Source organism: Bacillus sp. FSL R10-2780 (genome assembly GCF_038006125.1).
Lineage (GTDB): Bacteria > Bacillota > Bacilli > Bacillales > Bacillaceae_G > Bacillus_A > Bacillus_A cereus_U.
The window spans coordinates 1282923-1306852 of sequence record NZ_JBBOUQ010000001.1; the positions used below are offsets into that span (position 1 = coordinate 1282923).

The following is a 23930-nucleotide window of genomic DNA, read 5'->3' on the forward strand; positions in this document are numbered from 1 at the left end:
CGTATTTTTTGTATTTGCAAATATTGCTATCCGAATAGTCTCTCACTAAATGTTTTAACAGCATTCTCTTGCAATCCTGGTAAAACATGCGAATAGCGATTTAAAGTTATGAAAACGTCCTTATGACCCAATCGTTCGCTTACAATCTTTGGATGTACTCCTTGTTTTAAAAGAAGTGTTGCATGTGTATGGCGTAAATCATGAAATCTAATGTTGTTTAATTCTGATTTTTTCAAATAGGCTTTAAATGTATCATGAAAGCCACTTTTGTCCTCTTTTTCCGGTCTCTGGATCAGCTCCGATATCGACAATAATACACCACTTTGTTCCTCTTTTTCGAATATGTCCTTTCACTTAAAACATTCCTTCATTGATTTTTGAATCATGTTGTATAAGTCTAGTTGTAATTTTGCTTCTATGAAAATTACATGTTTGGACATATTAGCGATGGATATATTTTACCATATATAAATTAAATCATTTTGGAGTCGTCTATTTAGTAAATAAATTAAAATTATAAGAAATATGATTTTTAGTATATTTTTATCTGTTGGTGTATATATATTGTTTTTATTCTTTTTGGATTTCAAATGAAATTTCTTTAGCTGCTTCTAAAGCAATTTTTTTAGCTTCTGTTTTAAAATAGGATGCTGCTAAAACGTATCCACATCGATGTCCCATTGATGTAGGTGGTTTTAAGACCGTTCCTTTTTTAGGTCTTATATAGACTTTCTCTACACCAGGATATTTAGAACTGCGGTTTTTTCCTGTAACTCGAATTAGTTTTCCTTTAAATTTAACTGTTAGGTAATGAGCGTACACATATTTATAATGTTTTTTATTTAGTGAAGGTTTATTTCCTAACATTAACTGAATAGTCTCTTGCACTAAGTTGATTCCATGTCCAATTTCAATTATGTCATTCATTGCTCCACCTGATATTCTGGGGTTTATCTCAATTAATTTCCAAACATCATTTATTCTCCGGAGTTCTAGATGACAAGCTCCATTTTTCATATTAAAAGCCTGAATAACAGAATTAACTGCATTGAAAAGACTATTATATAGTCCTTTGTCTACCTGTCCTAATAAAGAATAACCAGTAACAATAAAGCGTTCAAAAAGTGTAATTTCTTGTTCAATTATTGCTATAATATGAACTTTTCCATTTTGAACTAAAACTTCGACTAAGTACTGAGGTCCATCTATATATTCTTCAAGTAGAATTTCTTCATTGGGTAGTTTTTTTAAAAGACTTTTCATAGATAAAATTAATTGATCTTTATCTTTTACTAATAATACATCTTTTGAACCTGTGGATTTAGGAGATTTTACAATAAGAGGAAAATTCGTATTTTTAGTTTTTTTAAGGAAAGATGATAATAATTCTGTTGGTTTATAAGTTAAATATTTGAGTGAGATTGGTAAATCTTTAAGTACATTACGAGTTAATATTTTGTTCTCCATACGATAGATTGCTTTAGTAGATACAATATTTGAACAAAATTTTTCTGATAAACGTGCAGCTACATAAACAAAAGGATCAATAAAACTAAAGATTCCTTTTATGTTTTTTCCTGATTTTATTATTTTTTCGATTATTGTAATTATATTATCATAGTCGTTTATATCAGTAAGAATCATTTGATGTACATCAGGGAATATATTTCGTTCTTCAATAAATTTTGTTTTGTTAGTTAACAAAACAGTAAAGAAATTAAGTTTTTCGGCTGCTTTGATTGCTTCTCTACTTGATCCAGATTTATTTGTTTCAATAAAAACAATAGTATCCATCCTTGGTCACCTTAACCTTAATCATTTTATAAAACCTCAAAATTATTATTTATATAGGTAGAATATTAAAATGAGGTAAAGCTTGTTCTTATTTTTTGAAAATTGGTTAAAATGAGGAGGAACATGAATATATATATAATAAATTTGATATTTATTTTGAAAAAGATTTTTTGAAAGAGGGGAAGGGGAACCAATATGACTATAATTGGTATGCTTCATCATCGGGAAGATCCGAATATAGTAAAAAAAGCATATACTTATGCTGCTGTAGCTAAAGCTGAAGGTGTGAACTTTTTTTATTTTACTTTAGGGAAAGTAAATATAGAAACTAAGAAGATTTTAGGTAAAACTTATGAAAATGGTAAGTGGATTGAAAAAGAATTTTCTTTTCCTGATGTTATTTACAATGCAAGTGTTCATGTTAGTGATAAAAATCAGCAAATCTATGATTATCTATATGAAAAAGTTCCGTTTACAAGTCATTCAATTGGAGATAAATTAAGTGTTTATAACAGAATAAATAGAGCAAAAAAATTTAAGCAATATCTTATTCCTTTTTATGAATTAAAAGATGTTAATAAGTTTTTTGACATGATTAATCATTATGAAAAACTTATTATTAAACCAATTTCTGGACATCGAGGTAATGGTATTATTTTCATTGAAAAAAATGGGATAAATTACAGTATGAATGAGTCAGAACAAATTTCATCTATTAATAAAAATCAATTACGGAGCTTTATATCTGATAAGATTCAAGAGAAAGGTTACATAGTTCAACAGTTTATTTCATGTCAAATGAAATCTGGTCATGTTTATGATTTTCGATTGCATGTTCAAAGAAATGGAGAAGGAAAGTGGGTTATTACTTCTATATTCCCGAGAATAGGTCCATTAGGAAGTATTGTATCAAATATGGCTAAGGGTGGTTATAGTACTTATTTAGATGTTTTTTTAAAAGCGGAGTTTGATAACGATTGGTATAATATTCAAAGGTATTTAGAACGATTTGCAGTAACTTTTTCTAACCATTTTAATTCTTTATATAAGGATGTATTATTTGATGAGTTAGGAATTGATGTTGGGATTGATAAGGATCAAAAATTGTGGTTATTTGAGGTGAATTGGAGACCAGGTGTACCTAATATATTTAATCTTGAATTAGATGTAGCTAGAAATTTAGTTCACTATGCTAGATATTTGGCTGATAAATATAAATAAGAAAAGGAAAATAGAAAAATATAGTGAGACCTAGAAACCTTTATATACCAATATTTCTACTAATCTCTCTTTCTATATCTCCTATAAGGCTTTTCTCCATGCATTCCGAAATTCGGCGGATGCTGGACTGTCGCCGAGCCGACGTACCTAAAACGAGGAAAATACCGGAACCTGGTAATACACCCTTCATTGTGGGCGGGGGCACCTATTTATAAAAAAATCCCCTTGTCCAATCCATTATCATTCTCCAGTCATTTAATACTACAAATGGGGGAGAACATAGAAAACAATGAAAAAATCACGTTTCGATTTGTAAAAAAAGATGGAGAAGAAATTAATTTAGGAAATCTTGCTAATAAATGAAAAATCGTCATTGTCATTAATAATCAGATTACATTTGCACCGAATACAACACAAATTGCCAGTGGAGCCGGACAAAACAGTGCAGCAGGAAGTAATGCAGCAATCGATTCATCGAATACCAGACAGCAACAAACGGTGGGTGCTGGAGGCGAAGCGATAAATAAAGGAATTAGTGGGGACCAGATTGAGCCGCATAAAATGAAAAAAGAAATTTCGGATGAAGAGGAAGAATTTGTACTTATCATCAATAATCAAATTAATGAAACCAGTAAGGAACAGGCTAGTGCTACTCAAGTGGCAAGTGGTGGTGGAGATGACAGTGCAGCAGGAACCAACGCTGCCATCGAAAGTTCTAGTACTAAACAGCAAAATGCAGTGGGAGGCGGAACGGATAGTTCGGCAGAAAATGCAGGTGAAGAAGGCGACCAAATAGAAAAATGCGATTAAAGAAAAGAGGCTGTAATTATTTCGTAGCCTCTTTTTCTTATTATGGATTAATTGGTCTATTACTTACCCAACCAAATTTGGAATATATTAAATGTCTTGATGCATCATATACTGTCCATAATCCTATCCGTTGAGAAGTATTTGGATTTTTATATACTGCGATTGTTCCATAAGATTTTCTATGACTAGCTAAAGTATTGTCAATATATACTGCAAGGTCATAAGGCTGAAGCTGTATTTAATAAAAAGTTGTAGCTTCCGATTTTGATGATGCGAAAAATCAAATTCGTCAACTGTATCCAGATGTGCATATTCGAGCTGTTTCGATAATCGATAATCCATATAATAACGAACAAGAAGAACAGCAAGAAACCAAGAATAATTTTGGGGATTTGTCCCGTTATCTCAGTCTTCAATTTGACTTGCTAATCTTGTGTGTTTAACAGGAATTGTACTACTAGGTTTTCTAGGGACAGCCATATTTGGAGGAATAATGTTTACTATGTCTTCGCTTGTATAAAGATTGGTACTTATAATAAAGGACACTCGTTAAGGTGTCTTTTTTTGTTTTTATTAAGGAAATCCAAGTTTCAGATAGAGGATGAACAAGATTATCGCTTTATAGTTACCCATTTTTATCGTACTGTGTAACTCAAAAAGGAAAGTATTATGAAACTATGAATATCAAGGGCTATAGCATTTGGCGAATTTACACAAAATGTAAGATGTGGGTAACTCGTTAAAGAAAGGTATGTAAGAGTAAATATAGGATTATCGACAGGGAAATACGGATTGATGAGGCTAAGAATATTACTTGATGATAATCTCAATTTTTATATTATATTTACAGGTATTACAAAAATCAGAAAAGTGATGTGAGAGGAGTAGCAATTATAGAATTCTGTGAAATAATATATTAGGTTGTGTAGAAGAAACTGTAAATAATATTTAGGGAGCATGTTAGTATTGTTATTTTTTAGACTATGAAGTCACCGTAATGGAATATCATGGAGGGATCTGCGACGACAAGGCCCGGGTTGGTAGGGTTGGAAATGCCAGATCCACCAACCACCTCTATTTCAGGTTTCCCACGTAATGGACGTTCTCCGACTAAATAATCTCCTGTAGATTTAATATAAAGGATGCCATTTACAACAGAGCTAATATTAAATTCTAACCGAGTACAACTTAATGGAGGTATAACAGTTAAACCAAGACCTTCAAGAAAAGGCATTTCATTCTCAGTAGTTATAAAGGGAAGTGAAACCTCTTCAGGTGAGAGTTGCTGAGAAGGACAATATTCAATTACTACATCAGCCTCAAGAGGTTTGTATGTACGAGTCAGTTTAAAATTTAACGGAAATATTGATGTGATGCGGTTTCACGTGGAAAGAGAAACCGCTTTTTTGTATTTGCAAACATTGCTATCCGAATTGTCTCTCGCCATAGAAGCATGTGCGTCTATTTTTGAAGAGCTATTAGTATTTGTACGGTTTCTAGTAATAAGTTTCGGATTATACATTCAAAAATAGAAAAAATATATCCAGCCTTATTTAGCAATGAAGCTTAGTAAGAAGCGTGTGGATGTAAAAATCGTTATTGAATAAAAAATCAAAAGAGCACGCCTATAAACGTACTCTTAGAAAGGCAAGAATCTTATGAGTGGAGGGGATCTCCATATAATAACATATGCTTGTCTAGTTTAAATGTGTAAAATAAAATGCTATTTTATTAAGAAATGAGAAATGATAGATAAGTAAATACATAAATTATCGGATGTTAATTGTTTTAATGAAAAAGAAACCTTTTTATAAAGGTTTCTTTTTCATTAAAACTAACAATCATAATCATTGTCTTCATGGTTACATTCATCGCAAGGGTTGTTCTGGTCATCACAGCAAATACAAAATGTTTTATTGATAAATATATCAATAAAATCAAATGTATTGGAATTATTTGTGAGAATAAGGCTTTGGAAATCTTCTACTTGAAAAATCCTTGTTTCATTAGGAATTAAAGTTGCATTAATTGGTATGTTAGAACTTCTTGTTTGAACTGTTACTTCAATGGGACCGGAATCGTTAGGAACAGATACTTGAAGTAATGTTTTGTTGTGATTAATAGTAAGATCTTCAAATACTGTTCTTGAGGTATTAGGGGGTACGATAATATCGAGAGGTACATTTCCAGCTAAGGTAGTTCCCGAACCAGCAATCGTATGAGTTTCGACAAAACAGTTACTATCTTCGTTAATAGAATATGAATGCTCTTTATAATAATCATTTTGTTCATTGCAACAGATGCAAAACGTTTTTTGGATATAAACACCAATGTCGCTACTTGTATTATTATTATTTGTGAGAGTGAGGCTTTCAAAATTTTCTACTTGAAGAATTCTTGTTTCACCTGAAGCTATTGTAGCTGTAATCGGTCTACGAGAATTTCTTGTACGAATAGTTACAACAATTGGTGCAGAAGTACCAGGAACATGAAACTGCAGTAATGTTTTATTGTGATTATTAGTAGCATCTTCAAAAACTATTCTTGAAGTGTTAGCTGGTACAATAATATCTAACGGTATATTTGAACCAGCAATCGTATGCGTTTTAGTGAAACAGTTCTCTTTTTTATTGTGAGAATATGAATAGTTTTTATAGTACTTTTTACCATGTTTATAAAAATAATCAGCCATTCTTTAATCTCCTATCTTTTATTTGTCTATATATTGTATTTAATGAGGATAAGAACTGTTTGTACAAGGTAGAAAAAAGTTCTATTTAGGAGAATAAGAGAAAAAGCTTAAGATATACGTACTGTAGCGTTTGGTTCAGTTAAACAAAATATAAGAATTAGAATGAGTATAGAACTAGTTAATAACAATTGAAATAGCGCTGAACACTAATAAAACTGCCATAATAATGTTAAATATTCGGTTGTGTTTTAATAAAAGTTTTTGAAACATCGATCCGAATAGACACCAACTAAACGTACTCATTAAACCGACTATGCCTAAAAATAATGAAAAGAGAAGGTAACTAGAATATGAATGGTAGTAAGGGAGAATAAAAGTTGATACTACAGTCAGTCCAAATAAAATTCCCTTTGGATTAACAAATTGAAGCATAATTCCTACTAAAAATAAGTTTTTATTACTTTTTTCATTTGTATCTGAATTGCTTTTACTAGTGAGTATTTTAAAAGCTAAATACAGCATATAAGCTACACCTAAAATTTTTAAAGGGAATTCAATTAATGGCAGCATATTTATAAGTACAATATTAAAGAAACTACATAATGAAGTGATAATAAAAAAACCGAAAGCCACGCCTAAGCAAAATGTAATGCTTCTTTTTAATCCGTTTTGCTTGGCGTATGTCATGGCTAAAAAGTTGTTAGGGCCTGGTGTGAAGCTACTAATAAAGACAAATAATAAAAAAGAAAATATAGGCATTTTAAAATCCCCCTCTGATTTGTATGTTATAATGACCGAAAAGAACAATATAACGTGTGCTTTTTATTATACATAATGGTCGTTATATTGTATATGGTATAGGAGTGTTTTTATGGAGGAAATTCAAATTATTCTTGCAAAAAATTTAAAAGCTATTCGTGAGAAAGAAAAACTGAGTTTGGAAAAGGTTTCACAATTAACAGGTGTGAGTAAAACAATGATTGGACAAATTGAAAGAGGAGAATCTAGTCCTACGATTACAACGATTTGGAAAATTGCTAATGGGCTAAAGGTTTCCTTTACTTCTTTAATAAATGATCCACAACCAGATACGACTATAGTTTTACGGAATGATATCCAAATATTGTCTGAGGACAATGGGAGGTATAGAGTATTTCCTTCATTTTCGTTCCAAGAAAATAGACAGTTTGAAATTTATATGATTGAAATTGAAGAAAAAGGAAGCTTGAGTGCGGAAGCTCATAAAGAAGGGACGGAAGAATTTATAACCGTGTTTGATGGAGAGTTAACAATTGAGGTGAATGGGGGTAAATATAATTTGAAAAGTGGTGATTCCATTAGATTTAAGGCGGACAGACCACATGCTTATTACAATTTAGGAGAAACATTAGCAAGAGTGAGTATGACAATTTATTATCCTGTTTCTTAATATATTATAAAAAGATACCCAGTTGAGTATCAAAGCAGTATTGCATATAGGATTGGAGAATGATTACCTTACGTATTGAGATGGAATAGCAAGGGGGGATTTCCTGTAAATTTAGATTAATGTTGATCCTGTAAGTTATGGAGTTGTTATATTAATTTGATAAGAAATATAATAACGTTCATTAACAGGAGTTGTAAATGTAAATGCGTTTTTTAACATTTAAAAGAAATATACATTTAATAATTATTAAGTGAAAGGGGGTGGTAAATTGAAGAACTATAATGAAACATCAATTTTTGAAAATATTGGACCTACATTTCCACCACTTCCAGTTATTCGAATTCCAACAGGTGTAACCGGAGCAACAGGTGTAACCGGAACAACAGGTGTAACCGGAGCAACAGGAGCAACAGGTGTAACCGGAACAACAGGTGTAACCGGAGCAATCGGAACGACCGGAGTAACAGGAACAACTGGAACAAGGGGAGAAACGGGAGAAACGGGAGAAAGAGGTGTAACCGGAGCAACCGGAGTAACAGGAACAACTGGAACAAGGGGAGAAACGGGAGAAACCGGGGCGACAGGTGTAACCGGAACAACCGGAGAAACGGGAGAAAGAGGTGTAACCGGAGAAACCGGAGCAACAGGTGTAACGGGAGCAATCGGAACAACCGGAGTAACCGGAACAACCGGGGCAACAGGTGTAACCGGAACAACAGGTGTAACGGGAGCAATCGGAACAACCGGAGTAACCGGAACAACAGGTGTAACGGGAGCAATCGGAACAACCGGAGTAACCGGAACAACGGGTGTAACCGGAGCAACCGGAACGACAGGTGTAACAGGAACAACCGGTGCAACGGGTCCTATTGGTAATATACAAACATCAAATATACTATATTTTACTTTTTCAGATGGAGAAAAGCTTATTTATACAAATGCTGATGGATTACCTGAATATGGTACAACACAAATTCTCTCTCCAGATGACGTTTCATATATTAATTTGTTTATAAATGGAATTCTTCAGCCACAACCTTTTTACAAGGTTACTTCCGGTCAGTTGATTTTAATAGATTCTGAACCGCCTTTACAAGGTTCATCAATCATTTTACAATTTATTACTATTCATTAAAAAAGACAGATTCTCATATTTGAGTAATCTGTCTGACTGAAAAAATAGATATTAAGTGATGATAAATTCAACTGTAATTGGAATTCCAGGATCTAATGCATCTCCACCTGGAATGGTAATTGCACCAGTAGGTCCTGTAGTGACAGTTGAGTTTACACTAGGTTGAATAACTCCATTGACATAAAAATTGTAGTATGTGTAAGTGGGAAATGCTGTTGCAGTAGTACCAGAGTCGTTTAAGCATGCTGTAGCGGCAATTGCGAAAGCCGCGCCAGTACCAGTACCAGCACCTAAAGTGGACGTGAATCTTCTGGATGCCATAAAAGGTTGAATGATGGGCATGTGATATTTCACCTCTATTTTGAATTTATGGGGCTAGTTAAGATGAAGCTTGTCCCATGTTTTATTTTATGATTTTTTTTTATAAGAGACGCGGCTACATACCTATATAACCAATATGATTTTTTGTATTTATTATGCCTCATTTGAATTGATTATTTTTGAGAATAAGATTATGTATTAAAAATAGAAATGTGGGATTTTAAAATGTGTTACTGAGTTTAGGTATATAATCTAATCATTAAATTTTTAGGGACATATAATTAATATGAGAGTCGTGAAGATAATTAAAACAGCGTTCTTTATTGTTTAATTATTAGTAGCGCTTTCTTTTCTAAGAGGAAATTATTACTCAAAGCTAATAAAATATAACTATATATTCAATAACTCTTAGAATAGAAAGGTACTCGGAAAATAAATAAATAAGGAGGAAAAACATGAAACATAATGATTGTTCTGATAATAATCACTGTGATTCAATTATTATTACAGGTGGTTGTTGTGATCCGAAGACAGTTTGTCCTAGCAATTCACGATTAATTGAATTACAGAGTTTACTAGTTGCTTTAAGCACAGCTATACCAACATTTTTGACGACCCCAAATGCTACAAATAAAACGGCATTAGTCGGTTTGTTTAATCAATTATTAGTTTTACTAAATTCATTAATACCTACTGCAGAAGTAGATTATTTGAAAGAATTAATTCAAAGTATTTTAGCTGTATTAACACCTATTACTCCAAACACGGCGCAATTGATTGTACTATTACAACAATTTTATAGCGCTCTTGCAGATTACTTCTTCTCTATAAAGACTTGTTTTGCTCCATCAACTTTACGACTTTTATTTGATCTATTAACGCTACTAATTAGTCTTACTCCAATTCCGCCAGGAGCAACAGGAGCACCGGGGGCAACAGGAGCACCGGGGGCAACAGGAGCACCGGGGGCAACAGGACCGTCAGGAGGTCCGCCAGGTCCAACAGGAGCACCGGGGGCAACAGGAGCACCGGGGGCAACAGGAGCACCGGGGGCAACAGGAGCACCGGGAGCAACAGGACCGGGACCGGGGGCAACAGGAGCACCGGGGGCAACACCGGGGGCAACAGGAGCACCGGGGGCAACAGGAACACCGGGAGCAACAGGAACACCGGGAGCAACAGGAGCAACAGGTGGCGGAGCTCTTATTCCAATAGCATCGGGGTTACCTGTTGCGTTAACGTCGGTTGCTGGTATAGCTGGTACTGCTGGGGCTGTCGGATTTGGAAATTCCGCGCCTGTTATAATTGTGGGTGGTACAACGATTGATTTGACAGGTAGTGCTATTGGTTCAACACTTCTTAATATGGCTTTTTCTGTACCACGTGCGGGAACAATTGATTCTATTGCGGCATTTTTTAGTGTATCGCCGATAGGGGTGGCATTAGGAGGATCTGCAACAATTACGGCGCGGTTATTCCAATCTCCAACACCTAATAATAGCTTCACAGCGGTACCAGGTGCTGTTGTAACACTAGCACCTACTCTAACGGGGCTTACCTTAGGCGCGTTTGCCCGTGGTCTTACAACTGGAATAGGGTTTACAGTAACTCCAGAGACACGTTTATTAATGGTTTTCTCTGTTCAAACTCCAGGTACGGGGACGGATGTTATAACTGGTTATGCAAGTGCAGGGGTGAATATTCTTTAGGTACAAGAGGATGTTACTAGTTTGTAAAAAAGGAAAGGCGTAATCTTAATGATTGCGTCTTTTCTGTTAAATAATTGTACTTGAGCACCTACTGAAGTTAGATGTATTAAAGAGAGGCTATATTTTTAGAATGTAGATCTATCATCTATACAATTTGTACGAAAAGAGCATTGAAAAAAGGAATACTCTTTTTTAAAGAGTATTCCTTTTTATATAGCTAAATATAGAATTTTGTGCTGAAAGATCTTATTTATTTTTATTACAATTACACCCTTTTTTCTTTACATAACCTTGTTGAGCTAAATCTTTTTGCGATTGAGAATTGGAAGATTGAGAAGAAGTTGAAGAACTACTATTTTTGTTATTAGAATTGTTTTTTTGATAGTTGCTATAATTACTTATAGTATCATCACCTCCAATTAAATATATAAATATTATATGTACTAACTCTATTAATCGTTACTATAAAGAATGGGATTTTAAGATGTTGATATAAAAAAATCTCCAAGGGTTTTCCAAGGAGATGAATTATAGCTTTCTAATAGAAATGACTTAAATCAGTAGCCCCAATATGGTGGGAAATAGTATGAATCTTGGTAATATAAATTTTGTGGTTGAGATGGGGATTGAGTTGCTTGGTTTATCGTCCCGCGGTTTTGATTACAATTTGCTGGTGGACCAATTACTGTAGTAGATTGAATTGGAGAAATGGCTTGTTTCCATTGTTGTTCATCGAGACAGTAAGTATGAGCCATCATATTGGCTGGAGTCAATCTTAAAATATCAGAACCAAAAATAACTTCTGGGGTTGGGGCATCGAAAATAGCTAATAAATGAGTATTATCTGCTGAAGCAATTTCATAATGCCACCATGCTTGTGGAATATTAGCAACTTGCCCTGGTTTTATCGGTAAGTTTAATATTTGATTCGTAAATGGGTTAAGTAAAGAAACAACAGCAGATCCTGAAATACAGTAAACAAGTTCAGCTGCATTTTGATGGATATGTGGTTCTACAACATTACCTGTACTTAAATAAATATCTAGTAATGAAGTGTTTTCTAAAGTGTTTAACTGTTTAATACCAAGTACGTTTATATAATTTTGGACATCTTTCTTAAAAAAATTACTTTTACTTAAATCATGAGTGAAATTAGTTGAGGGGGAAGTATAGTCGATATTAGAAGTCATTTGTATTACCCGCCTTTCTATAGGTAAGTTAGGTTACAAAATTAGGATATGTGTCTAGTGTTTGTTATGTGCCGTTGTCGGTAGCTTAATAAATTTACCTATTCCATAAAGAATATAGGTTGTACCTCGTACTTACATTAATATTAATACGGATATATAACAGTTAATATAGATGTTGGATAAAGATTAAAAAGTATAGAAATCTGTTTCGTCTATTTAGAAATAATGGTTACATTATGATAAAAGACCACTACCTTTTAGAGTGGTAGTGGTCTTTTATTTAAGATAGTTTTTGCTGGATAATTAATTGTGCTTTAGCGGTATTGGCGTAATTTAGCCAATCTAATTCCAAGTTTTGTTTTAAACCAAAATGGATTTCGATGACGTCAAAATGAGATACCTTTGTTTTAAGTGGAACGGGTATTCCATTTACTATTGCTTTTTTCATGTTATGTGCAATTTTTGGAAATGCAGAGAAAGAAAAATCAATAATTGTAGCACCCTCTGGTAAATAAATAGGTTGTAAATCTGTAGTATAAGCTGTAATGGTATTTTCAAATAGTTCATACGATACTAGATTGTGGAAGGCGATTGGATCTGTGTTTAATAAATTATTATTCACAATTGTATCATCCATTATTTTATAAGATATTGCTTGAACATCTACAATTCTATTATTCAATAAAGAAAAAATACCATTGTTTTTTAATGTTTTTGCTAATTGTGTTTGAATGATAATTGTTTGTTCAGTATCATTCATATTGATTTTAGTTTTTAAATTATTATTAAAATGGCTATTTTCAAGTGCTATATTATCTTCGAAATAGTTTATAGTTGGTTTGTATAATTGATGTATTATTCCAAGAATTTTATAGCAATCTAGTACACTTGTAGTTGTAATACAAATTTGTGAAATCCCTGATACGTTTTCTACTTTTTGTAATTGTGAGTAAGCAGTATAAATTGGAGGGAACTCATAGCTTATTTCAAATGAAAGGTTAGTGTCATAAAAAGAATGTATTCCTTTTCTTAAATGAGTTATATTTTTTTGAAGATGTGGCACATATCCGGTTAAAAATTTATGTACTTCGGTATATCTTTCTTTATGTAGATATTGAAAAGCAAGATTTTCTAATTCATGTTGGATTGTATATAACCCTAATCGTTTTGCAAGTGGCGCAAAAAGTGTTAATGTTTCATTCGCATAAGCTACTTGTTTTGCGGGTTTTTTAACACTCAATGTTTTTATATTATGAAGTCGATCTATAACTTTAATAATGCCAACACGTATATCTTGTTGAGAGGATAATAGTAACTTTTTAAAATTAATTGCTTCGTATAATACTTTCTTTTGATCTTGTTGTTTTTTTCCTTTTGTTAATCCATTTACAATATATCGAATAGTCGCACCAAAATGCGACTCAATTTCTTCTAGGGAGTGTTTTGTATCTTCTACAACATCGTGTAATAACGCAGCAATCAATGTTGTAATGTCAGCTTTATAATTTAGTAGTATTTCTGTAATTGCGAAAGGATGAATAATGTACGGTTCTCCAGTTTGACGGTATTGTCCATCATGCGCTTGCTCTGCAAATTGTATAGCTTTTTTCAAAAGTTTTAATTCATCAGTTTGTAGATAATTTGCCTTTTGTAATAAGACCTTGCTCATATAAATCCATCCCTTAAAATTATTTTTAATAATAATTCTATATAATAGAATAAATCCCCTTCGAAATTGTTTTAAATGTGTAAAAAAATAAAGGTGTTGAGATTAAACTATATTCGTATTCCCATTCATACTTTGGATTGATGGAAAAAAGTAATGAAAGTGTTAATTTAAAATTACATCAATCATTTATAAGGAGTGAATGTTCATGTCATTTAGTGAAATGATTAGAAATGAAGTGCTCAGCTGGGCGGGTGTTTCTGAAAAACCGCATCGATTTGGTGGTATTGAAATAAATTATGGTAGGAAGGAACTTGGCCATCTCCATGGTGATAAGTTAGTTGATTTACCATTTCCGAAGTTAAAGCGAGATGAATTAGTGAACCAAGGATTAGTGAAACCACATCACGTATTACCTGAATCAGGATGGATAAGTTATTATATAAAGAGTGAAGAGGATATTCCATTTGCAATCGAGTTATTTCGTATGCAATATGATCGAATAAAAAAATAATGAAATAAAGTAGATAAATAAAAATTTATTTTCATGTCACATCCCTCCTAAATCGTTCGTCTTGTATGCAGAACGATTTAGGAGGGATTTTATTATGAAAAATTTTGATGTGGCAATTGTTGGCGGAGGGCTTGCTGGGTTAACAGCATCTATATATTTAGCGAAAGCGGGAAGAAAAGTGATTGTGTTAGAGAAGTCCAGTCGTTTTGGTGGCAGAGCGATGACAATAAATAAAAATGGTATCTATATGAATCTTGGGGCACATGCTTTATACCGCGGAGGAGAAGCGTTCCAAATATTTAACGAGCTTGGTATGAACCTTACTGGAGGAATACCGTCCACGAAGGCACACGGAATATGGAAAGATGACGTATATACAATCCCAACTGATTTCCGCTCCATTTTATCAACGTCGTTACTTTCATGGTCAGCTAAAATACAATTTTCTCGCCTTATGATTCATTTAGGGAAATTGGATATTAATAAGATTCCAAAAATGAGTCTTTCTGTATGGGCAGAAAAAGAAATACAGGATCCTATGGTACGAAATATGTTTTATGCGTTATGCCGAACTACGACATACACATATGCTCCTACCATCCAATTAGCATCGTCTGTATTAAAGCAAATACAGCGTTCTATGAAAGAAGGAGTATTTTATGTAGATGGTGGTTGGGAGACGATAATAACAAAATTAAGAGATATAGCTATAAATGCTGGTGTTCAATTTCTGGCAAGTAAGCATGTTTTGGAAGTAGAACATTGTGAAGATATACAAAAAATACGCTGTTTAGACGATGATATATTCGAAACTGATGCTGTTATCGTGACGATTCCACCGAAAGAAGCTTGTAAAATAATAAAAGGTGCAGAAAAAACCAGTTTGCACCTATGGAGTGAACAATCATTACAAGTTACAGTAGCTGCATTAGATATTGGTTTGAAACGATTACCTAATCCTACACATCAATTTGCATTAGGATTAGATCAACCTGTATTTTTTACGGACCAATCGAGATCAGCTACATTAAGTGAGGATGGATCGATAGTTGTAAGTTTGATTAAGTATCATAATCCTATGGAAGAGATGAATAGAATCAATTACGATAAAGAACAGTTAGAGAAAACGATGGAGCTCTTACATCCTAATTGGGAACGAGAAGTTGTTGTAAAGCAATATTTACCTAAAATAACTGTTGTTCATGATTTCCCGCATATTGGCCGAGGAGAAATTCCGGGGCCTGCAATTCCTGAAATGCCAGGTATATACGTAGCAGGAGATTGGGCTGGGCATGATGAATTATTAGCTGATGCTGCGGTGGCAAGCGGAAAACGTGCAGCGTTACACATTATAAAGCATTTAGAAAGTGAGGCTATTCATCATGGAAACGGAGCAATTGTATGAAGCACATAAGCCTTTATTGTTTTCTTTAGCATATCGAATACTTGGGAGTGTTATGGATGCTGAAGATATAGTCCATGACGTATTTATCTCATTAAATAATATAGAAGATGTTCAGTCTGTTGAAAATATAAAAGCATATTTATGTAAAATGGTAAGTAATCGTTCAATTGATAAATTACGTTCTGCAGCGCATAAACGTAACGTATATGTCGGAATGTGGTTACCTGAGCCATTTGTGGAAGAGAGTGATGAGCCATCAGAGACATACGTAATGAAAGAATCTCTTTCTACGGCATATTTATTACTTTTACAACAACTGTCTGAGGTAGAAAGGATAGTTTTCATATTAAGAGAAATTTTTAGTTATGACTACGAGGAAATTGCTTCAATTGTTAATAAGAGTAGCGTGAACTGCCGGAAGATCTTTCAACGCGCACGAAAAAGTATTTTGGATAAACCAAATCAATCAAAATTAAGCACGAAGAAAATGGCTGCTTATGTTGAAAAATTTGTATCATCATTACAGAGTGGAGATGCGCAAGGGATGTTAGAAGTTTTAAAAACAGATGCGATATTCAAAGCAGATGGTGGCGGGAAAGTTACTACCGCTATTAATCCGATTTATTCTGCAGATAGAATTATACGCTTGTTCTTTGGAATCGCAAAAAGGTTACCAGTAGAGTATGCTGTTGATTTCAAAATGGTAAATGGTGGACCAGGGGTTATAGTTACAATAAATAATAAAGTGACTTATGTGCTTTCATTTGCATTTCATGATGGGGGAATTTCAAACATTTATATGATGGTTAATCCAGAAAAACTTATGCATTTTAATAAAAGTATATAATATAAAGACGTACTTCAGAAGAAGTACGTCTTTATTCATTTATCTCGTTATTTGCGAGAAGTAAGATTTCATCCTCAAAACTAAGTGAGAGTATAGAGGTTAGTTGGGCGAACAAAGTTTTATTTTATTTTTCTAACATTTCAAGAGGTACATCTTTTTCACCAGCTACCTCGAATTTAATTTCCCCGTCTTCTTCATAAATACGTTTAATAATCGGTATAGTAATCATTAATTTTTTATGCTGTTTTCGCTTTCTAGCAGCATCTAAGCTAATCACGTTCATTTGTAAGCATCCTTTCTTCTAGAAATATATAAACAAAAGAAAATGCGTCCGAAAAGGGCGCTTAGTTGAATTAGAAATACCGATTCATTTAAATGGGGTTTAGATTATCTTATAATTGAAAACTGATTGTAAAATAATGTGAATTAAATAATTGCACGTAGAAATTAACTTTACCAAAAAACGAAACAATATGCTATAAAAATTTTTAATTCTTTGTCGTATAACAGGAAAAAGGTGTGCATTTCGCATATAATGAAAAGTAGACGGGCATCATGTACTTTTTCATCATATTGCTTGGAAAGGCGATGGAGAAAATGAATACTCTAGATTCATTATTATTGCAACTTGAACAATATGGAGAAGAGCATGATCGACATAAAGAAAAAAGAGAAGAAAAATTAAGAAATATTTCTCGTGAAATGGGGCAGTTTTTATCAGTATTAGTAAAGGGGTGCAATGCAAAAAAAATTTTAGAAATTGGAACTTCAAATGGTTATTCTACATTGTGGCTAGCAAATGCGGTAGAAGAAACAAATGGAAAGGTTACAACTGTAGAACTTTCTTCAGAACGGGTGGGAGAGGCGCTTGGGAATTTTCGGAAGGTGAATTTTACACAGAGAATCGATATTCACAATCAAGAAGCTGGGGCATTTTTAGATTCGCAATTAGATCATTCATTTGATTTTATTTTCCTAGATTCAGAACGAACGCAATATATGTGGTGGTGGGAACATATAAAACGTATTTTAGAGCCAAAAGGTTTTCTTGTTATTGATAATGCAACTTCTCATGCGGAGGAACTAGCAGAATTTATAAAGATGATTGAAGAAGATGATATGTTTGAAACGGTGTTATTAGCTTTTCAAAAGGGAGCATTTGTTGCGCGGAAGAATAATTAGAAGTGGGTTTAATGTAATTATCACATTGAAAGATAGCATATGTCAAAAGATAGAGCATTGTATAAATTTAAGAAGGTAAATAAATGGAACTTCAACTTAATATTCAGTGGTGATAAGTAAGGTAATTCGTAAAGAATCCGCCTTCAGTATGTTACTCTCTAGGTCTTAAGTCTGAGGAAAATAATGACGAGAACAGGTATACTTATACTATGAAACAGGGAATGACTGCATAAGCAGGTATTTCTTGAAAAATCGATTTCAAGCAAGCAAAATGTATATGAAATACGATATATTAGATGAAATATAGTGCACATAAATTCGCACATATAAATAAAGGAGCGATTTTGTTGACTGAACTCGAGAAAAAAGAACCTGTATCGATTGTGAAAGATAATAATGTAGAAGTAGTAGTTGATACAGTAATAAAAGATGCAGAACTTGAAGAACTGAATAAAGAAGCAGATCTTTATGTACAAAAGTTAAATAGCGAGCAAAATACAGATTTATCAAAAGTATTGTCGCAGCTTGGAGACTTAGGGGATAAAGAGCAGCAAGCGGCAGGACAAACGCTATCAGCTTTAAAACGTCCTGTGACAGCGATGATGAATGGAAAGAATGAAGAAATTCCAAATACATTGTTAGAATTACGAAAAGTGGTATCAGAACTTGATCCAAACTCATTAAAAGCAACTGGTATGAAGAAACTTATGTTTAAAGTGTTTAAGAAAAATCCGCTTGAAAATTACGTGCATAAATATCAATCTATAGATAAGCAAATCGAGGAGATTATAAGATCACTTCTCATTGGCCGTGATAACTTGCAAGAGGATACGGTTGGTCTTGAAATGTTAAAAGAGCAATCACACGATAAAATTCACGCTCTTGATAAACAAGTATACTTAGGAAGAAAACTTGCTGGTATGCTGGAAGCTGAGAAACAAAATCCAGAACGTCAAAGGGATATTCCGTTAATAAATGATGCATTAGAAAAGATACTTGTGCGTACTCGTAATATGCAACAAGCAAAAAGTGTATTATTACAATCTATTGCGTCTGTAGATATTATTAAGAAAAATAATGAAAAGCTAGCAGAAGCAATTCGCAATGCAATTACGATGACACAAAACGTTGTAACGGTTTCAGCTGCAATTCAGCTCGCATTAACAAATCAACGTAAAACAATTGATGCAGTTAATGCGACAAATGAAGCGATTGAATCAATGGTATTAAGCAATTCTCAAGCATTAAAACAAAATACAGAAGAAACAACAAAACTCCTAGAAAATCCTGCAATTAGCATGGATAAATTACGTGAATCATTCCAAAATGTATTCGCTGCTATTGAAGCATCTGAGAAATCGTCAGAGCGTATTATTGAGTCTAGTAAGAAGTTTGTAATTGAACTTGACACATTTAATGATGAGATGAAGCAGAAACTCATTCAGCGTCCAAGGAAATAACAGATCATTAGAGGAGGTGAAAAAATGAGTTTCATTCAAGGAGTATTACTACTATTAGGGTCATTACTTTTAATCGCATTTACTGTCGTTGTTTTAGTTGTATACTTCGGACGTAAACTTTATTTTTCATGGACGAAACCATATAAGAGAGCGCAAGATTCTATTGAAAAATTATCGAACAAATCAACACCGTTTTTACAAGAATTTACGCAGCACCCACTCTTTTATCGCTGGATTCGTACAGAAGGGAAAAAAGAACAAAATACATTAAATACACTTTTCTGTTCATCGGGCCAACGTACGAGAGAGCAAGTTTTCTCAATGTTACCGAAAGAAAAGCAGAAAAAAGTGCATGTGATGGCAAAAACAACGAAAAAGCTTACGAATGAAGATATTGATATCGCAACAATGAAAGTGAAAGATTTCTTGAGACAAGAATCACAGCAAACTGTAAAACCGGCAGACTTATCGTTTTATAAATTGTATTTCTATGATCGATATCCAGATGCATTAAATACAATTCAAGCATATAAACGCTCGATTAATCCTTCACTACAAAGAACGGTTGATGACATTACAATTTCAGTATTAAATGCACTTCCGTACTATCAAGAACAACGCATGTTTGAACAACAACATAAACTTGAAACGTTCTTAATGAAAGATTTAACAGCGATGCTATCATTAGTGGTACAATTACCACCATCACAACGTCCTGAAAAAGAAGAAGAACTAAAAATATACTTGCAAAATTTCCAAAAAGAAATGGAAGTAGTAGAGCGAGACATTCGTGATTCCATTGATCACGATTTGAATGTAAAGATGAGAGCAGCGACTGAGAAGTTTAAGAATAAATAGAAAAAACCGCCTTAAAAGTTGAATGTTTCGGCTTTTAGGCGGTTTTTTGTGAGTTTGAGGAAGTTGATAATTTTAAAAATTGTATGGGAGAAGTTACATTTGTATCACAATCAGAAATGGCAGCGAAAAGAACATATTATTTGATGAAGGAAATATACATTAAAGTACAAATAGCTGAATGAGATTTTTTGTATGATTTGTAAAAATATGATGTTAAAATATATAAAGGGATGTAGAGTCAGAAAAGTACAATGTGCATAATAATTGAATAGTGTATAAGTATTCCCATGTAGAAAGTGAATGATTACATGATTAATAGTATGCAATTGTTGTATGTAGTGGCTTCTTATTTATTTGGAAACATATTGACCGCTTATATAGTAACAAAATGGAGACATAACGTTGATATTCGTGATGAAGGAAGCGGAAATCCTGGTGCAAGAAATATGGGGCGAGTATATGGAAAAGGGTATTTTGTCGCTACATTTATAGGTGATGCGATCAAAGGTGCAATTGTAGTTTATATAGCAAAATACCTTTTTGAAGATGCTACATTCGTAATGCTGGCATTATTGGCCGTTATCATTGGACATATTTATCCAATTTTGTTTAAAGGTAAGGGTGGAAAAGGAATTTCAACATTTATTGGAGGGTTAATAGCATTTGATTATTTGATAGCGCTTACTCTAATAGGCATTTTTATTGTATTTTATTTAATATTTAAAGGATTTACTAAGCCAGGGTTAATTACAATCGCTTGTTTACCAATTTGCATGATTTTTTATTCTTACTCTATTGGTACGACTATTTTAAGTGCATTTATTATTGTGCTTATTTTATATGTAAATCGAGAATAAAGTGAATCTTTTATAAGTGGGGGAATCTCCACTTATAATTTTTATTAATTTGATAGTGAGCGGTAAGTAGAGATAAAGGAGGTAAGAAATGGGGTTAATTTATAAGGTTGCTGATCAAGCTTGGGAATTTGAAAGTATACATAAATTGAACTATAAAACATTTGTAGAAGAGATTCCGCAGCATGAGGAAACGAAAGAACGTTTTCGTATAGATCGATTTCATGAAGAAAATACATATTTAATTTGTTTAGATGGTGAGAAATTAGTAGGCATGGTCGCGGTGCGGGGAAAACGACCATTCTCGTTAGATTATAAAATTTCAAATTTAGATTTTTATTTACAAGAGCATGGAGAAAAAGTATATGAAATTCGTTTACTCTCAGTAGAAAGTGAATATCGAAATGGAAGAGCACTGTTAGGGTTAATTCGCTTTTTACATCGTTATTTACTTCTAAATGGATATGAATTAGCACTCATTTCAGCCACAACACGTGAGCTGCCTTTATATGAGCAAATGGGGTTTAAACCTTTCCATACGCTAGTTGGAACAGAAGAAGCAGCTTTCCAGCCAATGTATGTTACACCCACTAAGTTTGAAGAATCGAGTGTTGGGGGGATTATGACGAAAGAATATACGTTTTTACCTGGCCCAGTAGACATCGAAGAGCATGTCCAAAAGGCATTTTCTACTAAGCCTATTTCCCATCGCTCCAAGTCATTTCAAGTGACGATGGGAAATGTAAAAAAACGATTACTTCAAATAACGAAAGCAAAACGTGTACAAGTTATGTTAGGAACAGGGACGTTAGCGAATGATGCAATTGCTTTACAGTTACGTTCATTAAAAGGTAAAGGACTAGTTTTAGCGAACGGGGAGTTCGGTAATAGATTAATTGAGCAGGCAAAACGTGCACATTTAAATTTTGATACGTATAAAAAAGAAATGGCAGAGCCGTTTATTTATACAGAATTAGAAAAAATAATGGCAATTGGAAATTATGAATGGCTTTGGTTTGTTCACCATGAAACATCAACTGGAATGTTAAATAATTTAGAAGAACTAGACATTCTTTGTAAAAAGTATCAAATGAAACTATGTGTAGATTGTATAAGCTCAATTGGAGCAATACGAATAAATTTGAAGGATGTATATTTTGCAAGTGGTGTAAGCGGAAAAGCGATTAAATCATTTACAGGATTATCTTTCGTTTTTCATAATCACATTGTAGAGAAAAATGAAGCAATACCTGTGTATATGGATATTGGTATGTATGAAATGAATGATAGTATTCCATACTCCCATTCATGGAATTTAATTTATGCATTGCAAGAAGCATTGAAGCGATTTGAAGATGAAGAGGCATTTGAAAAAATAAAAGAGGCGTATGCTTATATTGAACAAGCTATTACTACTATGGGCTTAAAGCTTGTTTCACCTAAAGATCATGCCGCTCAAATTGTTCTTACCATTCAATTAAACGAAGGGCAGTCTTCTAAGGCAGTAGGCGATGCATTAGCATTACAAGGATATATTGTTCATTATGAATCAGCATATTTACAAAAGAATAACTGGATTCAAATAGCATGTCTGAATCACTATAAAGAACGTGATATGAAGAGGATGTTAAATTGTTTGCAGATGTGTGTCTTAAAGAAGGGCGTACAGGTATGACGAATGTTTTCTTAACATAGTTGGTTGCGTATAAAGGAGTTATTATTTACGAAAACTGAGGAATGACAATAGAGTAGATCATAAATCATTGGAAGAGGTGTTAGTATGATAACTAGTAAACTACCATTACATATAGCAGACATTAAAAAGGCTCAAAAAATTCTTGATAGAAACGTTCGTAAAACACCATTAGTAAAATCTTTTTATTTGACTAGTAAAACTGGTGGAGAAATTCATTTGAAGTTAGAAAATATGCAATTAACGGGTTCTTTTAAATTCCGTGGTGCATTTAATAAAATGTCGCAGCTTACAGAGCAAGAAAAAGAGAAAGGCGTTATTGCATGTTCGGCAGGTAATCATGCACAAGGTGTTGCTTTATCTGCTCATTTACTTGGTATTAAGAGTAAAATCGTAATGCCAATTTCTGCACCTCTAGCGAAAGTCGAGGCTACCAGAGGATATGGATCAGAAGTTGTTTTATACGGTGAAACTTTTGATGATGCGAAGGCAAAATGTGAGGAGATTATAAGAGAAACAGGTGAAACATACTTACATCCATATGACGATGTAGAGGTAATGGCTGGTCAAGGCACAATTGGCTTAGATATTCTTGATGATATGTGGGATGTTGATACGGTTATTGTGCCAATTGGCGGAGGCGGAATTATTTCTGGTATTGCTGTTGCATTAAAATCTTTTAATCCATCAATCAATATAATTGGTGTACAAGCAGAAAATGTTCATGGGATGAAGGCATCTTATGATAAAGGGACAATCGTAGAACATTACGAGGCACCTACTATAGCAGATGGTTGCGCAGTTAAAATACCAGGGAATTTAACGTTTGAAGTTGTAAAAGAATTAGTAGATGATATTGTAACAGTATCAGAAAGTGAATTAGAGGTAGCAATGAAAGACTTATTACAACGTGGAAAGGCTGTAGTAGAAGGTGCGGGTGCACTAGCTACTGCTGCTCTGCTTGCAGGGAAAGTTGATCAATATATTAAAGGGAAAAAAGTAGTAGCGGTTATATCTGGTGGAAACGTAGATTTGCAGCGCATTTCGAGTGTTTGTGAGCAATTTTTTGTAGCTAATGAAGTGAAATAGTATTTTGAAAAATAGTTTTATGAAAGAGGAGCTAAGAGAAATCATCTTAGCTCCTCTTTCA

At 33.4% G+C, this 23930-nt stretch carries 20 protein-coding genes and 3 pseudogenes; 15 read left to right on the forward strand and 8 right to left on the reverse strand.

Going from position 1 to position 23930, the window contains the following annotated elements:
- Nucleotides 1–26: 26 nt before the first annotated feature.
- Together NSQ47_RS06720 and NSQ47_RS06725 are read right to left on the reverse strand one after the other, a co-directional pair.
- A pseudogene (locus tag NSQ47_RS06720) lies at nucleotides 27–236 on the reverse strand (tyrosine-type recombinase/integrase); the annotation flags it as partial.
- 334 nt (nucleotides 237–570) lie between these two features.
- Entirely contained in the window at nucleotides 571–1794 is a 1224-nt protein-coding gene (locus NSQ47_RS06725; protein WP_341036422.1) for an ATP-grasp domain-containing protein, read from the reverse strand.
- 195 nt (nucleotides 1795–1989) lie between these two features.
- Here NSQ47_RS06725 and NSQ47_RS06730 point away from each other — a divergent pair, with 195 nt between their 5' ends.
- The 3 genes and pseudogenes from NSQ47_RS06730 to NSQ47_RS06740 form a co-directional block, all read left to right on the forward strand.
- Nucleotides 1990–3015, forward strand: a complete 1026-nt coding sequence (locus tag NSQ47_RS06730; RefSeq protein WP_341036424.1) for a YheC/YheD family endospore coat-associated protein — start codon at nucleotides 1990–1992, stop codon at nucleotides 3013–3015.
- Nucleotides 3016–3294: 279 nt separating this feature from the next.
- A pseudogene (locus NSQ47_RS06735) lies at nucleotides 3295–3825 on the forward strand (hypothetical protein).
- Between the two features lie 391 nt (nucleotides 3826–4216).
- Nucleotides 4217–4345 (forward strand): annotated as a pseudogene (locus tag NSQ47_RS06740) (homoserine dehydrogenase); the annotation flags it as partial.
- A 1314-nt stretch (nucleotides 4346–5659) separates the two neighbouring features.
- Here the strand turns inward: NSQ47_RS06740 and NSQ47_RS06745 are convergent.
- Complete coding sequence (locus tag NSQ47_RS06745) at nucleotides 5660–6517, reverse strand: exosporium protein D (protein ID WP_341036426.1); 858 nt, start codon at nucleotides 6515–6517, stop codon at nucleotides 5660–5662.
- Nucleotides 6518–6691: 174 nt separating this feature from the next.
- Nucleotides 6692–7276: a LysE family translocator gene (locus NSQ47_RS06750; protein ID WP_341036427.1), complete on the reverse strand. Its 585-nt coding sequence runs from the start codon at nucleotides 7274–7276 to the stop codon at nucleotides 6692–6694.
- Nucleotides 7277–7388: 112 nt separating this feature from the next.
- Between NSQ47_RS06750 and NSQ47_RS06755 the strand changes: the two genes are divergently transcribed.
- A complete protein-coding gene (locus tag NSQ47_RS06755; protein ID WP_341036428.1) occupies nucleotides 7389–7946 on the forward strand; it encodes a helix-turn-helix domain-containing protein in 558 nt (185 codons plus the stop codon).
- Nucleotides 7947–8214: 268 nt separating this feature from the next.
- Nucleotides 8215–9081, forward strand: coding sequence for a DUF4183 domain-containing protein (locus NSQ47_RS06760; protein WP_445662092.1), 867 nt, complete (start codon nucleotides 8215–8217; stop codon nucleotides 9079–9081).
- Nucleotides 9082–9132: 51 nt separating this feature from the next.
- Here NSQ47_RS06760 and NSQ47_RS06765 read toward each other — a convergent pair whose 3' ends face one another.
- Entirely contained in the window at nucleotides 9133–9423 is a 291-nt protein-coding gene (locus tag NSQ47_RS06765; protein ID WP_002200491.1) for a DUF4183 domain-containing protein, read from the reverse strand.
- Nucleotides 9424–9857: 434 nt separating this feature from the next.
- Between NSQ47_RS06765 and NSQ47_RS06770 the strand changes: the two genes are divergently transcribed.
- A complete protein-coding gene (locus NSQ47_RS06770) occupies nucleotides 9858–11111 on the forward strand; it encodes an exosporium glycoprotein BclB-related protein (RefSeq protein ID WP_341036430.1) in 1254 nt (417 codons plus the stop codon).
- A gap of 557 nt (nucleotides 11112–11668) precedes the next feature.
- Here NSQ47_RS06770 and NSQ47_RS06775 read toward each other — a convergent pair.
- Nucleotides 11669–12301 carry a cupin domain-containing protein gene (locus tag NSQ47_RS06775; protein ID WP_341036431.1) on the reverse strand — a complete coding sequence of 211 codons (633 nt, stop codon included), beginning with the start codon at nucleotides 12299–12301 and terminating at the stop codon, nucleotides 11669–11671.
- A gap of 280 nt (nucleotides 12302–12581) precedes the next feature.
- A complete protein-coding gene (locus tag NSQ47_RS06780) occupies nucleotides 12582–13970 on the reverse strand; it encodes an HD domain-containing protein (protein ID WP_341036433.1) in 1389 nt (462 codons plus the stop codon).
- Between the two features lie 205 nt (nucleotides 13971–14175).
- On the opposite strand from NSQ47_RS06780, the gene NSQ47_RS06785 reads away from it, so the two are divergent.
- The 3 genes from NSQ47_RS06785 (at nucleotide 14176) to NSQ47_RS06795 (ending at nucleotide 16733) form a co-directional block, all read left to right on the forward strand.
- Nucleotides 14176–14481 carry a luciferase domain-containing protein gene (locus NSQ47_RS06785; protein WP_341036435.1) on the forward strand — a complete coding sequence of 102 codons (306 nt, stop codon included), beginning with the start codon at nucleotides 14176–14178 and terminating at the stop codon, nucleotides 14479–14481.
- A 94-nt stretch (nucleotides 14482–14575) separates the two neighbouring features.
- Nucleotides 14576–15886 carry a phytoene desaturase family protein gene (locus tag NSQ47_RS06790; protein WP_341036436.1) on the forward strand — a complete coding sequence of 437 codons (1311 nt, stop codon included), beginning with the start codon at nucleotides 14576–14578 and terminating at the stop codon, nucleotides 15884–15886.
- A complete protein-coding gene (locus tag NSQ47_RS06795; protein WP_341036437.1) occupies nucleotides 15864–16733 on the forward strand; it encodes a sigma-70 family RNA polymerase sigma factor in 870 nt (289 codons plus the stop codon). Before NSQ47_RS06790 ends, NSQ47_RS06795 begins: the two co-directional genes overlap by 23 nt.
- Before the next feature lie 124 nt (nucleotides 16734–16857).
- On the opposite strand, the gene NSQ47_RS06800 is transcribed toward NSQ47_RS06795, so the two are convergent.
- Nucleotides 16858–17016: a hypothetical protein gene (locus NSQ47_RS06800; RefSeq protein WP_002157830.1), complete on the reverse strand. Its 159-nt coding sequence runs from the start codon at nucleotides 17014–17016 to the stop codon at nucleotides 16858–16860.
- A 305-nt stretch (nucleotides 17017–17321) separates the two neighbouring features.
- On the opposite strand from NSQ47_RS06800, the gene NSQ47_RS06805 reads away from it, so the two are divergent.
- The 6 genes from NSQ47_RS06805 to tdcB all read left to right on the forward strand — a co-directional run bounded on the left by NSQ47_RS06805 (nucleotide 17322) and on the right by tdcB (nucleotide 23869).
- A complete protein-coding gene (locus NSQ47_RS06805) occupies nucleotides 17322–17915 on the forward strand; it encodes an O-methyltransferase (RefSeq protein WP_341038213.1) in 594 nt (197 codons plus the stop codon).
- A 347-nt stretch (nucleotides 17916–18262) separates the two neighbouring features.
- Entirely contained in the window at nucleotides 18263–19375 is a 1113-nt protein-coding gene (locus tag NSQ47_RS06810) for a toxic anion resistance protein (protein ID WP_002109928.1), read from the forward strand.
- A gap of 24 nt (nucleotides 19376–19399) precedes the next feature.
- Entirely contained in the window at nucleotides 19400–20233 is an 834-nt protein-coding gene (locus tag NSQ47_RS06815) for a DUF3974 domain-containing protein (protein ID WP_341036440.1), read from the forward strand.
- A 308-nt stretch (nucleotides 20234–20541) separates the two neighbouring features.
- The gene (gene plsY, locus NSQ47_RS06820; protein WP_002109931.1) at nucleotides 20542–21090 is read left to right on the forward strand and encodes a glycerol-3-phosphate 1-O-acyltransferase PlsY; all 549 of its coding nucleotides are present in this window, start codon (nucleotides 20542–20544) and stop codon (nucleotides 21088–21090) included.
- Between the two features lie 88 nt (nucleotides 21091–21178).
- On the forward strand, nucleotides 21179–22762 hold the full coding sequence (locus NSQ47_RS06825; RefSeq protein WP_341036442.1) for an aminotransferase class V-fold PLP-dependent enzyme: 1584 nt from the start codon (nucleotides 21179–21181) through the stop codon (nucleotides 22760–22762).
- Nucleotides 22763–22867: 105 nt separating this feature from the next.
- Complete coding sequence (gene tdcB / locus NSQ47_RS06830; protein WP_341036443.1) at nucleotides 22868–23869, forward strand: bifunctional threonine ammonia-lyase/L-serine ammonia-lyase TdcB; 1002 nt, start codon at nucleotides 22868–22870, stop codon at nucleotides 23867–23869.
- Nucleotides 23870–23930 lie beyond the last annotated feature (61 nt).